Source organism: Parageobacillus galactosidasius, from assembly GCF_002217735.1.
GTDB classification, from domain to species: Bacteria; Bacillota; Bacilli; order Bacillales; family Anoxybacillaceae; genus Parageobacillus_B; species Parageobacillus_B toebii.
This window is the reverse complement of the sequence record NZ_NDYL01000001.1, coordinates 772442-791647: the sequence shown is the minus strand read 5'-3', so window position 1 is coordinate 791647 and position 19206 is coordinate 772442. Positions and strand designations below refer to the sequence as shown.

Sequence of the window (19206 nt, the reverse complement as noted above, 5' to 3'; positions counted from 1 at the left end):
TTTGCTCATCTACAGTAGAAAAAGCTATTATTGCTGCCACCGGTGCTACAGATGCTACTCGTTTTGTACAACCAACCGGTGATTCAGTTGCACACCTAGAAAACTCCATATCGTTTTTACAAACTGCTATTCATGATATCCATAATATTATAGAATCCTACGATGACCTCCTCAAAAAATGCGTTGAACTTGAATATAAGGGAAATCCATTAGCTTCACAAATTAATAAATGGAACCTAAAAGATAAGCTGGAAAAGAACCTATTCTTACCACCGTCACAAGAAATGTGGAAGTTAGTCTCAGGAATTATTGAACAAGATAATCTTGTGAAATATTTTGAATGGGAAAGAGATTTATTTAAAAACACAATAAATCCTTTACAGGATCTTATCAAAGTTTTGGAGACTTGCAAAGAAGTAGCAAAAGTTGACCCAGAACTTTTTGTTAAATGTGTTGAATTTAATCAAATACCTTTACGCCAATATTTCTTCCGAGTATTTAATATGTGGTGCAAAATTGATATAGCTATTGAACTTTCCACCAGTATTTCTACAGAGCTTTTCTATCGACTGGAAGGACATGGTTCTCTTACTGTGGTCCCTCCTATTCCAACAAGTGACGACATACTAAAACATGCTCCGTCTCAAGTCCCAGCGAGTTGGTAATAATCCTTTCGGGTGGTCCTCAAGATTTTTCAAGACCACCCTAGCTTATTAAATGGAAAGGGTAGAAAAAAATGATTGCCGTGCAAGACGTAAACAAAATCTATCCGCCAAACCGCCAAGTATTACATAATGTTTCCCTTGAACTGGTTGAAGGGGATCGACTTATTCTTTTAGGGCCGAATGGAGCCGGAAAAACTACTTTAATAAGATGCATCATCGGGCTTACTGCACCAGACAGCGGCAGCATCTATGTCAATGGAGTAGATGTTGTCCGCCATCCAGATGAAGCGCGCGAGTCGATTGCGGTCGTATTTGAAGAAGCTGACAACTCCTATTCTTATTTAACTGTTTTGGAAAATCTCTTATACTTCGGCTTGCTGAACAAATGGAGTCGTGCTGAAGCAAAACGAAGAGCCGAACGAATGATGGCCGTGTTGAATCTAACCCCATACGCTGAGCGTCTTACCCAAACCCTTTCACGTGGGATGAAACAAAAACTGGCATTTGCGATCGCCTTAATGAAAGGAGCGCCGTTTTTGTTCCTTGATGAGCCAACTCTTGGCCTTGATGTTGAGTCGCAACATCATATCCGAACCATGTTAACGGAAGAAAACCAATGGTGGAAAGCCGTTCTCATCACCACCCACGACATTCCTTTTGCCCACGCCGTTGGAAATAAGTTTGTCTTTATTCAAGGCGGAAAAATCGTTTGGAGCGGCACGAAAGAACATTTTTCAACTCCAGCCGACCTTGAAACTCATTTTTTGGCCGCTATTCGTTCCAACCTATCCGTCTAAGGAGGTGAGTCGGTTGCCCCTGCAAATCTTGAATGTAGTATTGGCTTCCTTTTTGAAAAAAAGGGCAGAGTATCGTCGGTATTGGTTCGATTTTACCGTTGGCCTTATCATTAAATTTGTCTTTTTTCTCGGTACGCTGTACGCAAGCCCGATACAAACCGGAAAGGAAGCGACGCTCAAACTGTTCGGTTTCAGCCTTTGGTACTTAAGCGCTCATTTGATCTCAAAGCTCGGCAACACGGTGATCGAGGAAGCGTATCTCGGCACGGCAGAGCAGGTACTTTCCACCAAGACTCCCCCATGGCAAGTTTTAATGGGCGTAGTGATCGCGGAAATCGCATTATCATCCGTGTGGGTAGTGCTCTTTTTCATCTGTGCGGCTTTGATGATTGGATTTTCCGAAATTCTCTCGGGAATATTATCCATGATAACGGAGATCGTCGTATTTGGCGGCGTAAGCCTAATCGGGATGACGGGAATCGGTGTGTTCATTTTAGGACTGTCCCTTCGCTTAAAACAAGTCGGAGCCGTTACCGAGGTGCTGCTTTATTATTTATTAATCTTCTCAGGTTTTTTTCTATCTTCAAATTTATTGCCGACAGCCTTTCATATTCTCAACTACTTTTCTCCCCTTTCTTGGGCCGTGCAAGGAGTGAATGAAGGATGGCCCGTATTCTTTCCTGCTCTCGGCATCTCGCTATTATGGCTGGCCATGGGCTCATTAGTCTTGAAGCAACAATGGCATTGGGCGAGAAAAAACGGAAAAATCGGAAGCTACGTATAAAAGAGCGGACGTTATCCCTCACATTTCGCACCCTTTCGGCGAAAATCGAGAGGATGTTTTCGCGACCATGCCGAATGCATCTTCGACAATCAAGGAAAGCAAAGGAGGTTTCATAACACGGACGTCTTGCACGAAGGGGACTCTCTTTATTACAACGCCGCCTGCGAACATCAATTTATGAACACAGGCAACGAAGAGTGCCGCTATGATCTGATTATTCACTCGCCTGCTTCGAAAACATGACCCATAGTCATGTCCGCCCAAGGCGTTGCTTTTTTTGCTTTTTGCCGTCACATAGAAAGAAATCACAGCATCGACGGCGAATAAAAGAGATGGCATTTCTTTGACGGAGGTGTGTGAATGAACATCGGCCAAGAATATTTGCGAGTGGTGCGCGCACGCTTTGTTGACATGAAAAAGACCGCCGAACGGGCTATGGACCAATGTTCGGAGGAACAGCTGTTCCATTGCTTTCATGAGGAGGCAAACAGCATCGCCATCATTGTCAAACATATGAGCGGAAATATGGTGTCGCGCTGGACAGACTTTTTGTCGTCGGATGGGGAAAAACCGAACCGAAACCGCGATGATGAGTTTATCAACGACTTCCATACGCGCAAAGAAGTCATGGCTTGCTGGGAAAAGGGGTGGTCTGCTTTCTTTCAGACGCTGAACGAACTGCAAGAAACGGATTTGTTGCGGACGTCACGATCCGCGGCGAACCCCATTCCGTCATCGAAGCCATTGAGCGGCAAATGTACCATTATTCGTATCATATCGGGCAAATCGTCTATATCGCGAAACAGCTGAACGCAAACAACTGGAAAACACTGACCATACCAAGAAATCGAAAAACAACATAGGCAACTCCTTATTCGAATCATCTTGCAAACGCCATCCGCCCCTCGGAACCGTCAGCCGATAAAGGCGGATGGCTTCTTTTTGTTGTTTGTTGTTCCTTCCCAATCATACCTATCGGGATCGCAGTCATCGTCTGGAAAGTTTCACAATGCCGACCAACAAACAAACCATCCCCACTCCCCACGCCAGCCCCACCTTGCCAAGAAGGAGGGAGATTTCTTCAGATGCCTGCACATGGGTAAGATCAAAGGAAATCGCCTTCAGCGCAAATGAAACAGCCAGAGACAGCAACAAGAAATGGGCCAATATCCACAGAAACGCCCGCCCCTCTCGATTCCTTCGCCAAAGAAAAACGATTGTCGCAACCGCGATCAACATCACAACCGAAAAGCCGCCGATGAGCATATCCATCACATTTTCTTCCATAGGCAAATGATTGGGCAACGTTCCCACCTCCTCTTTTTCATCATATCATGTCTTTCTATTCTTCTTCCCTGCGTCCGATCCCTTCTTGTATGTGAAGCCGCCCATGGGCTTCTTCGTTCCCGCGCGCTAGGGAAGCGGCGCAACCCTTTACGCAAACGCCAAGCAGGCGCCCATCTCCCTATTGCAGAGGGCGGCGCCTGCTCTGATTGTATAGATGCAATGTAAAGCTTTAACACTTTTCGTTTTTACCGGTCATTGCATCCGACTGTCGAGTGACCGAACAACGCCGCTTCCAGACCCATGAATGGGTCTGTGAAGCGAGTCGTTGTTCGGTCTTCCGTCACGCTAAAGCGTGACGGAGGCAAGCCTGTGGCTTGCCTTCGACAGTCAAAAATGGATAAGCCACTTTTTCCGTCAAGGATATGTGAAACGATTTCGTTGCATCTATATGGTTACTTTTGCTGCATCTTAAACTGCAAAAACAGTTCGTTGTAGTAGGCGAGCATGTGTTTCCCTAAGTTTTCGTACACTTCGAGATGCCCAGCTGAATCCAAATCGGGGTAAAAGCGCCGATCGCCCGCGATGTCTTTTGGCAAATAGGCAAGCGCCTTTTTATTCGGCGTCGAATAGCCGACATACTCGGCGTTTTGCGCCGCGTGTTTCGGGTCGAGCATAAAATTGATAAACGCGTGCGCTCCTTCGATGTTTTTCGCTGTTTTCGGAATGACCATGTTGTCAAACCATAAGTTGGAGCCTTCTTTCGGCACGACATAGTCGAGCTTGTCATTTTCGGCGATGATTTCCGCCGCGTCGCCCGACCAAACGACGCCAATGGCCGCCTCTTCATTAGCCAGAAGCAGCTTGATTTCATCGCCGACAATCGCCTTCACATTCGGCATGAGTCGATCGAGTTTCCGCTTTGCTTCTTGCAAGTGGGCTTTGTTCGTATCGTTAAGCGAATAGCCGAGGCTGTTTAACGCCATCCCCATCACTTCGCGCGCCCCGTCGACAAGCAAAATTTGATTGCGCAAGCTTGGCTCCCATAAGTCGTTCCAGCTTGTGATGGTCTTGCCGCCAAGCATCTCGCGGTTGTAGACGATGCCGACCGTTCCCCAAAAATACGGCACTGAATACCGGTTGTGCGGGTCAAACGGCAAGTTGAGGAACCGCGGTTCGATATATTGTAAATTCGGCAGCTTGTCGTGATCGAGCGGCAACAGCAAGTTTTCCTCGATCATTTTGCTGATGGCGTAATCGGACGGAACGGCGACATCAAACGTCGCCCCGCCTTGGGCGATTTTCGCCATCATCGCTTCGTTGGAATCGAATGTTTGGTAAATCACTTTCCACCCTGTCTCTTTTTCAAACTCCCGAATGAGCGCTGGGTCGATGTAATCGCCCCAGTTGTAAACGGTCACCGTTTTGCCTCCGCCGTACCCTTCCGCTTCGCTCAACCGGTGGGTGATGAACATGAGGACGAACGCCGCGATGAACACGGCCGCAAACCCTTGGACAAGCCGTTTCACCTACTTTCGCCCCCCTATCCCGTACATTCGGCCGCCTTTTTGGCTGAGCACGTAATAGCCGATGACAAGCAGCATCGTAAATAAAAATAGCAGCGTCGACAGCGCATTGATCGATAAGGAAATGCCCTGGCGCGCCCGCGAATAAATTTCCACCGACAGCGTCGAGAACCCATTTCCCGTGACAAAAAACGTCACGGCAAAGTCATCGAGCGAATACGTAAGCGCCATGAAAAAGCCCGCCCATATGCTCGGAGCCAAAAACGGCAGCACGACGCTTGACAGCACTTGCCAAGGCCCTGCTCCTAAATCTCTAGCCGCATCAATCAGCATCGGGCTCATTTCCTCGAGTTTCGGCAGCACCATTAACACGACAATCGGCACGCTAAAAGCAATGTGAGACAACAGCACGGACGTAAAGCCGAGCTTGATGCCGGCCACCGTAAACAGCAACAAAAACGAAGCGCCGATGATGACATCCGGACTGACGATCAACACGTTGTTGAGAGCAAGAAGGGCGTTTTTCGTCCGCTGCCGCTTGACATAGTAAATGGCGAGCGCTCCGATGACCCCGAGTATGGTCGCGACCGCCGCCGACAGCAGCGCAATGACGATTGTATTCAAAACGATGATGAGCAAGCGGTCGTCGGACAGCACGTCGCGGTACCATTTAAACGTGAACGATTGAAAATCGTGCATCGTCCCGCCGCTGTTGAACGAATAATACATCAAATATACAATCGGCGTATACATCACGGCAAACACGGCTAACAGGTACACACGTCCCCACCAATGCGTCCGTTTCATCGGCTTCCCTCTTTCCTTCCGGTTCCTGTCAGGACGACGATGACCGCCATCGCGATCATTAACACAACAGCGATCGTCGCCCCCATTCCCCAGTTTTGGGTGACAAGAAAATGCTGCTCAATGGCCGTGCCGAGCGTAATGACGCGGTTGCCCGCAATGAGGCGCGTAATCATAAACAGCGACAACGCCGGGATGAATACCGCCTGGCAGCCGGCCTTCACCCCGCCAAGCGTGAGCGGGAAGACGACGCGGCGGAACGTCGTCCAAGCCGAAGCGCCCAAATCGCGGGCGGCATCGACCAGCGATGGCGGCAGCTCCTCCAGCGCGTTGAAAATCGGCAGCACCATAAACGGAATAAAAATGTACACCGACACAAAGACAAAACTGAAATCGGTGAACAACAGCTGCCGCGGCCCGACGCCCAGCGCTTTCAACAAAGCGTTGGCCAGCCCGTACGTGCCGAACAGCCCTAAAAACGCATACACCTTCAGCAGCAAATTCACCCACATCGGCAAAATAAGCAACAACAGCCATAGCTGCTTGTGCCGCGTCTTCGTCAGCCAATAGGCGGTCGGATAGCCGATGAGCAGCGACACAAGCGTGATTAAAAACGCATACCAAAACGAATACGCCATCATTTTCAAATAAATGGGCGTCCACACGGATTTGTAGTTGGACAACGTCCAATGGCCGTCAAGATCCAAAAACGATTCATACACCAAAAAGACAATCGGGGCCACGACAAACAGCACAAGCCAAATGCCATAAGGGATTAAATACCAGTTCCGCCACGCCCGTTCCGTCATGCGTCCTCATCCTCCTTTTCGAGTCGCATGACGTGAATCGCTTCCGGTTCAAAACGAAGGCCGACCGTTTCCCCGACTTCGGCCTTTTTCGTCGAATGGACAAGCCATTCGTTGCCGTTTTCGTCATAGCCGCAAATTTCATAATGGACACCGCGGAATAAGAGCGAATCGACGCGGATGACGATCTGCCCGTCTTCCGGCGCCGCGAGCTCCAAATCTTCCGGGCGGATGACGACATCGACCGGTTCGTTTGGCGCGAAGCCGCGGTCAACACACGCAAACTGTTTGCCGGCAAATTCGACGAGGAAATCGTCGATCATGCGCCCTGACAAAATGTTCGATTCGCCAATGAAATCGGCGACGAATCGATTGACAGGCTCGTCGTAAATGTCTTTCGGCGTCCCAAACTGCTGAATTTTTCCTTTATTCAGAACAAAAATGTAATCGGACATCGCCAATGCTTCTTCTTGATCATGCGTGACAAAAATGAACGTAATCCCTAAGCGGCGCTGCAATTCACGAAGTTCATACTGCATTTCCGTGCGCAGTTTCAAATCCAAGGCTGACAGCGGTTCATCCAAGAGCAGCACCTCAGGTTCATTGACAATCGCCCGGGCAATGGCGACGCGCTGACGCTGGCCGCCGGACATTTCTTGAATGCGGCGGCGCTTATAGCCGTCTAAGTTGACAAACCGAAGCGCTTCCCTCACTTTCTCGCGAATGTCGGTTTCTTTCATCTTTTTCACGCGCAAACCAAACGCAACGTTTTCAAACACATCGAGATGAGGGAACAATGCATAGTCTTGAAAAACAGTGTTGACTTGCCGTTTGTTCGGCGGGACGTTTTGAATCGGCTTTCCGTGGAAATAAATCGTTCCTTCCGTCGGCTCGATAAACCCGGCAATCAGCCGCAAAATCGTTGTCTTCCCACAACCCGACGGTCCAAGCAGCGTATAAAACTTCCCGCGCTCCATCGCAAAACTGACATCATCCAGTACGGCTGCGCCGTCGTATTCCTTCGTCACTCGCTCGAAGCGGATGATTTCTCCGTTCACTTTCAGCCCCCCATCTTCTTGATGTTCACTATTCCTAATTAGAACATAGGAGAGTAGAAAGTGCAACGGAAAAATATGCTTTCCGCCATGTCGGCGACTAAAAAACAAAAAGCGGCTGACTATTCCGCAGAACAGCTTCCAATTTTGCCCGCAATGCGGAAAGCCGCTGTCTCATTGATCGTTTTTTCAAATTTCCTTGCTTCACCGTATTGAATAATTTCAAAAAATACATTAAATTATATAGTAATAGTCAAGACGAAATAAACAACCGCATACGGACATTCTTATCAAGAGAGGGGGAGGGACTGGCCCGATGAACTCTCAGCAACCTGGCGGAAGTCAAGGTGCTAAATCCAGACAGGCGAAACGCCTGGAAGATAAGAAGAGACGATACATAAAAAGTCTTCTTCTTATAGAAGGCTTTTTTCTTTTACTATCTTCATAGAACGGGGGAATGATCGTGGGGCTTTTGCAAGACTTAAAAGAACGCATCCTTATCGCCGATGGAGCGATGGGAACGCTATTATACTCGCACGGCGTCGACCGATGTTTTGAAGAACTAAATTTATCAAAACCGGAAGACATCATTCACATTCATGAAGCATATATCGCCGCGGGCGCAGAAGTAATCCAAACGAATACATATGGCGCCAACTATGTCAAACTTGCCCGCTACGGATTGGAAGATGAAGTGCCATCCATTAACCGCGCGGCAGTAAGGCTCGCCAAAAAGGCGGCGGGAAATAAAGCCTATGTGCTTGGAACGATCGGCGGATTACGGAGCATCAACAAAAGCGCCGTTTCCATCGACGAAGTAAAGCGGACGTTTCGCGAGCAATTATTTGTGCTTTTAAACGAAGACGTCGATGGCTTATTGCTCGAGACATATTACGATTTGGAAGAATTGCAGACGGTGCTTGCAATCGCGCGCAAAGAAACGGATAAGCCGATTATCGCGCACGTCTCCCTCCACGAAGTTGGCGTCTTGCAAGACGGCACTCCCCTTTCTGAAGCGTTGGCGCGCTTGGAGCAGTTGGGAGCTGATGTCATCGGTCTAAATTGCCGTCTCGGTCCATATCATATGATTCGTTCGCTCGAGGAAGTGCCGCTGCCGAAAAAAGCGTTTCTTTCCGCGTATCCGAACGCAAGCTTGCCGGATTATCGCGACGGACGGCTTATCTATGAAACAAACACCGATTATTTTAAAGAAACGGCTCTTGCCTTCCGTGAACAAGGCGTGCGCCTGATTGGCGGGTGCTGCGGCACGACGCCGAAACATATCGAAGCGATAGCAAACGCCTTAACCGATCGGACACCGATTACAGAAAAAGTCGTTAAACAACGTCATGTTCCGATTTCTATCCAAACAAACGAACCAAATGCCGCCCCGCCGTTGCAGGATATCGTACGTAAGCGGCGCTCGGTGATCGTCGAGCTTGATCCGCCGAAAAAATTAGGGATCGCGAAATTTTTAGAAGGCGCCAAAGCGCTGAAAGAAGCGAACATTGATGCGTTGACATTGGCCGATAACTCGCTGGCAACTCCACGAATCAGCAACATGGCGCTCGGCTCCATCGTCAAAGAGCAGCTCGGCATCCGCCCGCTTATTCATATTACATGCCGCGACCGCAATTTAATCGGCTTGCAGTCGCACTTGATGGGCCTGCATACGCTCGGCATCACCGATGTGCTCGCCATCACCGGAGACCCATCGAAAATCGGCGATTTTCCTGGAGCGACATCCGTCTATGATTTATCGTCCTTTGATTTAATCCGGCTGATTCGCCAATTTAACGAAGGGCTTTCGTATTCCGGAAAATCGCTCGGGCAAAAAACAAACTTCTCGATTGCCGCGGCCTTTAACCCGAACGTCCGTCATTTAGATAAGGCTGTAGAGCGTCTGGAGAAAAAAATTCAATGCGGCGCCCATTATTTTATCACCCAGCCGCTTTATTCCGAGCGGCAAATCGAAGAGGTGTATGAAGCGACGAAGCATCTTGAGACGCCGATTTACATCGGCATTATGCCGCTAGTGAGCGCGCGCAACGCCGATTTCCTTCATCATGAAGTGCCGGGAATTACTCTTTCTGATGAAATCCGCTCTCGCATGGCGGCATGCGCGAATGACCCAGTGCAATCTGCGCGCGAAGGAATCGCAATTGCCAAATCGCTCATTGACGCCGCTTTTGACTTATTTAACGGCATCTACTTAATTACGCCGTTTTTGCGCTATGAAATGACCGTCGAACTCGTTCGCTACATTCATGAAAAGGAACAAGCCGCACAAGAAAGGAAGGTACTCCATGGGTAACATCACACTTGAGCAACAGCTCGAAAAAAAAATATTAATTATTGACGGCGCAATGGGAACGATGATTCAAAGCGCGAAGCTCTCAGCTGATGATTTCGGCGGAGAAGCATACGAAGGATGCAACGAATATTTGACGCTCACCGCTCCGCATGTGATCGAGCGCATTCATGAAGCATATTTGCAGGCGGGAGCGGATATTATCGAAACAAACACGTTCGGTGCGACAAACGTTGTATTAGATGAATATCATCTTGGCCATTTAGCGCTAGAGTTAAATATCGAATCCGCCAAGCTTGCGCGCAAAGCAGCCGACGCCTACTCTACTCCCGAATGGCCACGCTTTGTCGCCGGTTCAATGGGACCGACGACAAAAACGCTATCCGTTACAGGAGGCATTACGTTCGAACAATTAGTTGCTGCTTACGAAGAACAAGCGCGAGGACTATTGCTTGGCGGCGTCGACTTGCTTTTATTGGAAACATGCCAAGACACCTTAAACGTCAAAGCCGGCTTTATCGGCATTTCCAAGGCGTTTGAAGCGGTCGGAAAAAAAGTGCCGATTATGATTTCCGGAACGATTGAACCAATGGGAACAACATTAGCAGGACAAACGATTGAATCGTTTTTCATCTCCGTACAGCATATGAAGCCGTTCGCGGTCGGATTAAACTGCGCGACCGGCCCCGAGTTTATGACCGACCATTTGCGCACGCTTGCTTCCTTGGCGAACACTGCTGTAAGCTGCTATCCGAACGCCGGGCTTCCGGATGAAGAAGGCTGCTATCACGAGACACCGGAGATGTTAGCGAAAAAAATCCAACGATTCGCTGAAAAAGGATGGATTAACATCGTCGGCGGTTGCTGCGGAACAACTCCGGAACATATTCGCGCCATCGCCGAAGCGGTCCGAGACATTCCACCGCGGCCGATTCCGAAATCTTTTGACGTTCATGCCGTTTCCGGCATCGATCCGCTTATTTACGATGAAACAATGCGTCCGCTGTTTGTCGGCGAGCGCACAAACGTAATCGGTTCGCGCAAATTTAAACGGCTCATCGCTGAAGGAAAATATGAAGAAGCGGCGGAAATTGCCCGCGCGCAAGTAAAAAACGGCGCGCACGTCATCGATATTTGCTTAGCCGACCCGGACCGCAATGAACAAGAAGATATGGAAAAGTTTATCCAACAAGTCGTAAAAAAAGTAAAAGTGCCGCTTGTCATTGATTCAACCGATGAACGCGTTATTGAACGTGCTCTCACTTATTCACAAGGGAAAGCAATCATTAACTCGATTAATTTGGAAGACGGCGAAGAACGGTTTGAAAAAGTCATTCCTCTCCTTCACAAATATGGTGCTGCCGTTGTTGTCGGAACGATTGATGAACAGGGAATGGCGATTCATGCTGAGCGGAAGCTGGAAATTGCCTTGCGTTCGCATGACTTGCTCGTCAACAAATACGGAGTTTCCCCGCATGACATTATTTTTGACCCGCTTGTGTTCCCGGTCGGCACCGGCGATGAACAATATATTGGCGCGGCCAAGGAAACGATCGAAGGCATCCGTCTCATTAAAGAACGGCTTCCGCAATGTTTAACAATACTTGGCATCAGCAATGTCTCATTCGGGCTTCCGCCGGTTGGGCGGGAAATTTTAAACTCCGTCTTTTTGTACCATTGCACGCAGGCCGGGCTCGATTACGCGATCGTCAATACAGAAAAATTGGAGCGATTCGCTTCGATTTCGGAAGAAGAAGTGCGGTTGGCTGAAGAACTGCTGTTTAACACGAACGATGAAACGTTAAACACGTTTATCCAATTTTACCGCGATAAAACGAAAGAACCAAAAAAAATAAAAACCGAGCTTAGCCTTGAGGAGCGGCTCGCGGGCTATGTCATCGAAGGCACGAAAGAAGGATTGTACGCCGATTTGGAACAAGCGCTGCAAACGTATTCCGACCCGCTTGACATCATTAACGGACCGCTGATGGAGGGGATGGATGAAGTTGGGCGGCTGTTTAATAACAATCAACTCATTGTTGCCGAAGTATTGCAAAGCGCGGAAGTGATGAAAGCAGCGGTCGCCTTTTTAGAACCATATATGGAGAAAAAGGAAAACAGTACAAAAGGAAAAGTGCTTCTCGCCACCGTCAAAGGCGATGTGCATGACATCGGCAAAAACTTGGTCGACATCATTTTAAGCAACAACGGCTTTCACGTCATCGACCTAGGCATTAAAGTGGCGCCGCAAAAGCTGATCGAAGCCGTTCAAGCCGAAAAACCGGATATTATCGGTTTATCAGGGCTTCTTGTCAAATCCGCCCAGCAAATGGTCGTCACCGCGCAAGATTTGCGGCAAGCGGGCATCTCGATCCCGATTTTAGTCGGCGGTGCGGCATTATCGCGTAAATTCACGGAAAACAAAATCGCTCCGGAATATGATGGAATCGTATTATACGCAAAAGACGCCATGGAAGGACTGGCGCTGGCAAATCAGCTGCAGCAAAACGAAATCGAATATACAAAAACAAAAAAGCAAGAAACGGAAACAGAAAAAACGACACCAACGGCTATTGCGGCAAAGTCGAACGTCTCGACCGACGTTCCCGTGTTTGTGCCAACAGATTTAGAACGCCATATATTGAAAGATATTTCGCTTTCGCATATTATTCCATACGTCAACTGGCAAATGGTATTAGGACATCACCTTGGGTTAAAAGGAAAAGTAAAACGGCTGCTTGAGGAAAAAGATGAAAAAGCGCTTATGTTAAAGCAAGTCGTCGATGACCTGCTTGATGAGGCCCAGCGCAACAACTGGATTACGCCAGCGGCGGTATATCAATTTTTCCCGGCGCAAAGTGAAGGAAACCGGATTTACATTTACTCGCCAAAAGACAAACGGACCATTATCGAAATGTTTGAATTTCCAAGACAGCCAAGAGAGCCATACCTTTGTTTAGCTGATTACTTGAAATCTACAGAAAGCGGACAAATCGACTATGTGGGATTTTTCGCCGTCACCGCCGGAAAAGGCATTCGCGAACTTTCGCAGCGATGGAAAGAAAGCGGCGAATTTTTAAAAAGTCATGCGATTCAAGCGCTGGCGCTCGAAATCGCCGAAGGATTAGCGGAGCTCATCCACCAAGTCATGCGCGACCGCTGGGGCTTTCCGGATGATCCGGATTTCACGATGGAACAGCGCTTTGCCGCGAAATACCAAGGGCAGCGCTACTCGTTCGGCTATCCGGCTTGCCCGAACTTGGAAGACCAAGAAAAGCTCTTCCGTCTATTGAACCCAGAAGAAATCGGCATCCATTTAACGGACGGATATATGATGGAGCCGGAAGCTTCCGTTTCCGCGATTGTCTTTGCCCATCCAGAAGCGCGCTATTTCAATGTGTTATAAAAAGCTGGCCCGATGTGGCCAGCTTTTTTATGCAATGTAGTCATCAATGATTGTTTGCCAACATTACATATTTCCCTGCCCATATCCCATACTAACGATGACAAACGATGCACAGGGAGGAATGGACAATGGTCACAAAACAACAGGCAACACTGCCGCCGCAGCACCAAGACCGCCAGCCAGGTCTGCAAACAGAAATGAACCCGCAGCCTGTTTCCGTGAGTGAACAATACAAAGCAAGCGGGAAATTACATAATAAAGTCACCATCATTAGCGGCGGCGACAGCGGCATCGGCCGGGCGGTCGCCATCCATTTCGCAAAAGAAGGTGCGGATGTAGCGATTATTTATTTAAACGAACAGGAAGATGCGGAAGAAACGAAGCGCCAAGTCGAACAAGAAGGAAGAAAATGCTTACTGATTGCCGGCGATGTCGGTGATGAACAGTTTTGCAAACAAGCGGTCAAACAAACCGTGGACCAATTTGGCAAACTAGACATTGTCGTCAACAACGCCGCGGAACAGCATCCGCAAAAAAGCTTGCTTAACATTACCTCGCAGCAGCTGGAAAAAACGTTCCGCACCAACGTCTTCGGCTACTTTTATTTGACGAAAGCGGCGCTCCCCTACTTGCAAAAAGGAAGTTCGATTATTAATACCGCATCCATCACCGCCTACGAAGGCAATGAGCAATTAATTGATTATTCCGCAACGAAAGGAGCGATCGTCGCCTTTACGCGCTCTTTGGCGAAATCTCTCGCCGGGCAAGGCATCCGCGTCAACGGCGTCGCCCCAGGACCGATTTGGACGCCGCTTATACCATCGACATTCACAAGCGATCAAGTCGCCACTTTCGGCTCCAACACTCCGATGAAACGGCCGGGCCAGCCGAGTGAAGTGGCTCCAAGCTATGTATTTTTAGCAAGCGATGAGGCATCCTATATTACGGGGCAAATGATACATGTGAATGGCGGGAAGATTGTAAATGGATAAGAATTATTAAAACGCACTTTAAACTATTAGCGAATAACACGTTATTTCATTGTTGTTGATAATTTTTCTAAATATTAATATTTTCGACAAACATTTTCGACAGCTTTTTGAACTTGTCGTACTGTAGCTTTATATAAAAAGCAGAATTTCTTATGATAATTTACGAAAGGGTTTCCTTTTCGAAAGAATATGGGAGGGAATAGTTATGAAAGCTGCTGTAGTGGAACAATTTAAGGAACCATTAAAAATAAAAGAAGTAGAAAAACCAACCATTTCATATGGAGAAGTATTAGTCCGCATTAAAGCATGCGGTGTTTGCCATACTGACTTGCATGCCGCTCACGGCGATTGGCCGGTAAAACCAAAACTTCCTTTAATCCCTGGCCATGAAGGAGTAGGAATTGTTGAAGAAGTAGGTCCAGGCGTAACCCATTTAAAAGTGGGCGACCGCGTTGGAATTCCTTGGTTATATTCTGCATGCGGCCATTGTGAATATTGTTTAAGCGGACAAGAGACATTATGTGAGCACCAAAAAAACGCTGGCTACTCAGTCGACGGAGGTTATGCTGAATACTGCAGAGCGGCGGCAGACTATGTGGTCAAAATTCCTGACAACTTATCATTTGAAGAAGCCGCTCCAATTTTCTGCGCCGGAGTTACTACTTATAAAGCTTTAAAAGTAACAGGGGCAAAACCAGGAGAATGGGTAGCGATTTACGGTATCGGAGGCCTCGGCCACGTTGCCGTTCAATACGCGAAGGCGATGGGGCTTAATGTCGTTGCTGTTGATATAGGTGATGAAAAACTTGAACTTGCAAAAGAGCTTGGTGCCGATCTTGTTGTAAACCCTGCTAAAGAAGATGCGGCGCAATTTATGAAAGATAAAGTCGGCGGGGTTCACGCGGCAGTTGTAACAGCTGTATCTAAACCTGCTTTTCAATCTGCGTACAATTCTATCCGCAGAGGAGGAGCGTGCGTTCTTGTCGGATTGCCACCGGAAGAAATGCCTATTCCAATTTTTGATACGGTATTAAATGGAATTAAAATTATTGGCTCTATTGTCGGCACGCGGAAAGACTTGCAAGAAGCGCTCCAATTCGCCGCGGAAGGAAAAGTGAAAACAATTATTGAAACACAACCTCTTGAAAAAATTAACGAAGTGTTTGACAGAATGCTAAAAGGACAAATTAACGGGCGCGTAGTTTTAACGCTTGAATAAGACGGCAAGAGTGTTCTTGCCGTCTTTTTTCTTGCAGCGACACTTTTTATATCGCCAAGCAAAATTCCTCCAGCTGTCGGACAATCTCTTTTCCAATTTCAATCGAAGCGGTAGCGGCAGGGGATGGGGCATTTAAGACGTGAATCGAACGGCGGCCGTGGACAATATAAAAATCATCTACAAGCGTACCGTCTTCTTTTAATGCTTGCGCTCGCACTCCAGAAGGACCTGGAAGCAAATCATCCTCTTCGATATCCGGCATTAACTGTTGCACGTTTTTCACAAACTGTTTTTTGGAAAAAGACCTTGCCATTTCTTCGATACCCTCTTTCGCATAGCGGGAGGCAAGCTTCCAAAATCCCTTAAAAAACAGAACGTCTTTTGTATCCTTGAAACTGAAGTCCGTTTTTAAGTATCCTTCCCGTTTAAAACTTAAAACGGCATTAGGGCCTACATCGACCGTTCCATCTATCATTCTCGTAAAATGGACTCCTAAAAATGGGAAATTCGGATTTGGCACTGGATAAATTAAGTTTTTTACCAAATATCTTTTCTCCGGCTTTAATTGATAATACTCCCCTCTAAACGGGACAATCCTTAAATCCGTTTGCATGTTGGCAAGTTTTGCTATGCGGTCGGAATAAAGCCCGGCGCAATTAATGTAAAAAGACGTTTTGATCGTATGTTGGTTTGTATCGATGACCGCTTCATCGTTTTTTTCCGTAATCGATTCCACCTTATGATCGAGGAGAATTTGCCCTCCCTTCTCTTGAATGATTTCCGCCATTTTCTCCGCTACTTTTTTGAAGTTTACAATCCCCGTTGCCGGAACATGTATCGCTTTTATTCCGTTTACATATGGCTCCAATTCATGCAACTCGCGCTCTTCGATCATCCGTATAGAAAGACCGTTTTCAATCCCTCTTTTATATAAATTTTCTAGAAGAACGAGTTCTTCTTCCTTATTTGCGACAATAACCTTACCGCACATTTCTGCGTCTATTCCATGTTCGCGGCAAAAACGATACATTACTTCATTGCCTTTTTTCGCTAATTTCGCTTTATAGCTTCCTGGCCGGTAATAAATGCCGGAATGAATCACACCACTGTTATGCCCTGTTTGATGGGCGGCAACGCTCTTTTCCTTTTCCAAAACAGCAATTGTCGCATTTGGTTTCCAATTTAATATAGCCATCCCAACGGCAAGTCCGACAATTCCTCCGCCGATAATAACATAATCGTACATCAACAGCTCACACCCTTCCATATATTGCAACTTCATTTATTGAGTCTAGCGAATGAATATGGTTTCCTATCCTAAAATAAAATTTATAATAAGATAAGCAAAAAATCGAATAAAATATTCAGAAAATAAAAAAATCCATACTCATGATGCATCCATATCGTAAATTCGCCACATAAAAAATTAGTCTCCAATCACTTTTTAGCGATTGGAGACTAATTTTTCATTTTCGATAATAATCACACGAAAACCGCTTCACAATCCGATGCGGAATTATGATGCGTTTTACCGGTTCGTTCGGGTTGACGATTTTTTCGATTAAACTTTTTGTTGCTTCATAACCGATTATGTTACACCAAAACCTCAAGTAAAATCGGCCTCACCGACATTCCTCTCTCGCTTTCATTTTGTTTCGAAACGGGAGACTCTTCTTTCAGAGTTACACGAAAAAGTAAAATAGTATAAATAATAACCAATAGTATATTTTTTAACACTATGTAAAAATAAAGTGCGTACTTTTAAAGATAAATCATACATAGTATACTCATCAGTGTGTAAGAGATAAAAACACAAAAAATACTACTACTTATACGACCAACAATAAACTTTTATGAGAGGTGAAGAATTCATGGAATTACAATTAGCATTGGATCTCGTAAACATTCCAGAAGCGAAAAAGCTGGTAAAAGAAGTCGAGGAGTATGTTGATATTGTAGAAATCGGCACTCCAGTTATTATTAATGAAGGTCTTAGAGCCGTAAAGGAAATCAAACAAGAATTCCCTCATTTAAAAGTATTGGCAGACTTAAAAATCATGGATGCAGCCGCATATGAAGTCATGAAAGCATCCGAAGCTGGTGCTGACATTATCACTATACTTGGAGTTGCAGAAGATTTGTCCATCAAAGGTGCCGTGGAAGAAGCTAAAAAACAAGGCAAAAAAATCTTGGTGGACATGATCGGAGTGAAGAATTTGGAAGAACGAGCGAAAGAAGTAGATGAGTTTGGAGTCGACTATATTTGTGTACACACAGGTTATGATCTTCAGGCAGTCGGAAAAAACTCTCTTGAAGACCTTGCAACAATCAAACGTGTCGTGAAAAACGCAAAAACTGCGATCGCAGGCGGCATCAAATTAAACACATTGCCTGAAGTCATTAAAGCAAAACCTGATCTTATCATTGTAGGTGGCGGCATTACTGGTCAAGAAGATAAACGAGCTGTAGCCGCTGAAATGAAAAAAATGATCCAACAAGGTGAATGAAATTATGAAGACTACGCAATATTTGGGTGAAATCATAAAAGAGTTAAATCGGACAGCCGATTTCATTGCTGATGAAGAAGCTGAAAAATTGGTAAATGGGATTCTCGAATCAAAGAAAATTTTTGTAGCTGGCGCAGGCAGATCTGGATTTATGTCCAAATCTTTTGCGATGCGAATGATGCATATGGGGTTAGACGCCTATGTAGTAGGCGAAACCATAACCCCTAACCTAGAACAAGATGACATTTTGATCATCGGATCGGGTTCAGGGGAAACGAGAAGTTTAGTTTCCATGGCTGAAAAAGCAAAAAACTTAGGTGCAACAATAGCCTTAGTGACCATTTTCCCTGAATCGACCATTGGACAATTAGCTGATATCATTGTCAAATTACCTGGCTCACCTAAAGACCAATCAGACAATGGATACAAAACCATACAGCCAATGGGATCACTATTTGAGCAAACCCTATTACTATTCTATGATGCTATCATATTAAGATGCATGGAGAAAAAAGGACTTGACTCCAATACCATGTTTAAAAGACATGCCAATCTTGAATAGAGTATAAGGGACTTTTGCTCAGAGAATCTTAAACCACTCAAAATCTTAAAACTATTCAAACTGAATTTTCAACTTAAAAACACGGGGGAAAGGAAAAAAGACCGCAGAGCTTTCCTTAAGAAACGCTTTGCGGTCTTTTTTATGAGCCGATTTTTGATCGAAAGATTGGATTCATGCTGATGCCAATCGGTGTGATCATATAGTATCAACCATCTCCAACAGTTTGACCATTACATTCTCTGCGTATACATGAGATCGCTCTCCCTCCATCAGCGGTACCTCGATTATCACCGCATTCCTAAAGGAGGTAATAAAATCGGTTATAGTTGGAGTGATCTTTTGTCAGAACTTTTTCAAAATCGATGATCACTCCTTTAAGTAGCTATGGAATAACACAACGAGAAAGGTTTAGAATGGAGATGATCATATCTTCATGTGTAAAGTTGTATCCATAAACATCTTATCCTTGAAGTAATACTTTTGGGAAT

The 19206-nt window shown here is 46.2% G+C and carries 16 protein-coding genes, 2 pseudogenes and 1 riboswitch; of the genes and pseudogenes, 11 read left to right on the top strand and 7 right to left on the bottom strand.

Translation table 11 applies throughout. The annotated features are described in order from the left end of the window. Positions 1–284 precede the first annotated feature (284 nt). From B9L23_RS04215 to B9L23_RS04200, 4 genes and pseudogenes are all read left to right on the top strand, one after another. Positions 285–665, top strand: a complete 381-nt coding sequence (locus tag B9L23_RS04215; RefSeq protein ID WP_089096933.1) for a hypothetical protein — start codon at positions 285–287, stop codon at positions 663–665. 71 nt (positions 666–736) lie between these two features. Then, positions 737–1462, top strand: a complete 726-nt coding sequence (locus B9L23_RS04210) for an ABC transporter ATP-binding protein (RefSeq protein ID WP_011230240.1) — start codon at positions 737–739, stop codon at positions 1460–1462. A 4-nt stretch (positions 1463–1466) separates the two neighbouring features. Next, positions 1467–2246 carry an ABC transporter permease gene (locus B9L23_RS04205; protein ID WP_223812640.1) on the top strand — a complete coding sequence of 260 codons (780 nt, stop codon included), beginning with the start codon at positions 1467–1469 and terminating at the stop codon, positions 2244–2246. Positions 2247–2606: 360 nt separating this feature from the next. Then, a pseudogene (locus B9L23_RS04200) lies at positions 2607–3109 on the top strand (DUF1572 domain-containing protein). Between the two features lie 124 nt (positions 3110–3233). Here B9L23_RS04200 and B9L23_RS04195 read toward each other — a convergent pair. The 5 genes from B9L23_RS04195 to B9L23_RS04170 all read right to left on the bottom strand — a co-directional run bounded on the left by B9L23_RS04195 (position 3234) and on the right by B9L23_RS04170 (position 7724). Next, positions 3234–3551, bottom strand: coding sequence for a hypothetical protein (locus tag B9L23_RS04195; RefSeq protein ID WP_089096932.1), 318 nt, complete (start codon positions 3549–3551; stop codon positions 3234–3236). A 434-nt stretch (positions 3552–3985) separates the two neighbouring features. Then, complete coding sequence (locus tag B9L23_RS04185; protein ID WP_089096931.1) at positions 3986–5059, bottom strand: ABC transporter substrate-binding protein; 1074 nt, start codon at positions 5057–5059, stop codon at positions 3986–3988. Next, entirely contained in the window at positions 5060–5863 is an 804-nt protein-coding gene (locus tag B9L23_RS04180; RefSeq protein ID WP_089096930.1) for an ABC transporter permease, read from the bottom strand. It abuts the gene before it with no gap. Then, complete coding sequence (locus tag B9L23_RS04175) at positions 5860–6669, bottom strand: ABC transporter permease (RefSeq protein ID WP_089096929.1); 810 nt, start codon at positions 6667–6669, stop codon at positions 5860–5862. Before B9L23_RS04175 ends, B9L23_RS04180 begins: the two co-directional genes overlap by 4 nt. After that, positions 6666–7724, bottom strand: a complete 1059-nt coding sequence (locus B9L23_RS04170) for an ABC transporter ATP-binding protein (RefSeq protein ID WP_089096928.1) — start codon at positions 7722–7724, stop codon at positions 6666–6668. Before B9L23_RS04170 ends, B9L23_RS04175 begins: the two co-directional genes overlap by 4 nt. A 60-nt stretch (positions 7725–7784) precedes the next feature. Between B9L23_RS04170 and B9L23_RS20280 the strand changes: the two genes are divergently transcribed. From B9L23_RS20280 to adhP, 5 genes are all read left to right on the top strand, one after another. Then, complete coding sequence (locus B9L23_RS20280) at positions 7785–7937, top strand: hypothetical protein (RefSeq protein WP_157807507.1); 153 nt, start codon at positions 7785–7787, stop codon at positions 7935–7937. Between the two features lie 68 nt (positions 7938–8005). Next, a riboswitch (SAM riboswitch) is annotated at positions 8006–8108 on the top strand. A 76-nt stretch (positions 8109–8184) separates the two neighbouring features. Then, on the top strand, positions 8185–10035 hold the full coding sequence (locus tag B9L23_RS04165; RefSeq protein ID WP_081189465.1) for a bifunctional homocysteine S-methyltransferase/methylenetetrahydrofolate reductase: 1851 nt from the start codon (positions 8185–8187) through the stop codon (positions 10033–10035). Continuing rightward, a complete protein-coding gene (metH, locus tag B9L23_RS04160; RefSeq protein WP_089096927.1) occupies positions 10028–13438 on the top strand; it encodes a methionine synthase in 3411 nt (1136 codons plus the stop codon). The genes B9L23_RS04165 and metH overlap by 8 nt, the downstream gene beginning before the upstream one ends. Before the next feature lie 128 nt (positions 13439–13566). After that, entirely contained in the window at positions 13567–14430 is an 864-nt protein-coding gene (locus B9L23_RS04155; protein WP_062753825.1) for an SDR family oxidoreductase, read from the top strand. A gap of 205 nt (positions 14431–14635) precedes the next feature. Beyond that, positions 14636–15649, top strand: a complete 1014-nt coding sequence (adhP, locus tag B9L23_RS04150; protein ID WP_081189462.1) for an alcohol dehydrogenase AdhP — start codon at positions 14636–14638, stop codon at positions 15647–15649. A 46-nt stretch (positions 15650–15695) separates the two neighbouring features. On the opposite strand, the gene lhgO is transcribed toward adhP, so the two are convergent. Both lhgO and B9L23_RS20870 read right to left on the bottom strand, forming a co-directional pair. Then, a complete protein-coding gene (lhgO, locus tag B9L23_RS04145; RefSeq protein ID WP_089096926.1) occupies positions 15696–16895 on the bottom strand; it encodes an L-2-hydroxyglutarate oxidase in 1200 nt (399 codons plus the stop codon). Between the two features lie 220 nt (positions 16896–17115). Next, positions 17116–17238: pseudogene (locus tag B9L23_RS20870) on the bottom strand (LacI family transcriptional regulator); the annotation flags it as partial. A gap of 282 nt (positions 17239–17520) precedes the next feature. Between B9L23_RS20870 and hxlA the strand changes: the two are divergent. Further along, complete coding sequence (hxlA, locus tag B9L23_RS04140) at positions 17521–18156, top strand: 3-hexulose-6-phosphate synthase (RefSeq protein WP_062753831.1); 636 nt, start codon at positions 17521–17523, stop codon at positions 18154–18156. Between the two features lie 4 nt (positions 18157–18160). Further along, complete coding sequence (gene hxlB / locus B9L23_RS04135) at positions 18161–18718, top strand: 6-phospho-3-hexuloisomerase (protein WP_089096925.1); 558 nt, start codon at positions 18161–18163, stop codon at positions 18716–18718. Positions 18719–19206: the final 488 nt, after the last annotated feature.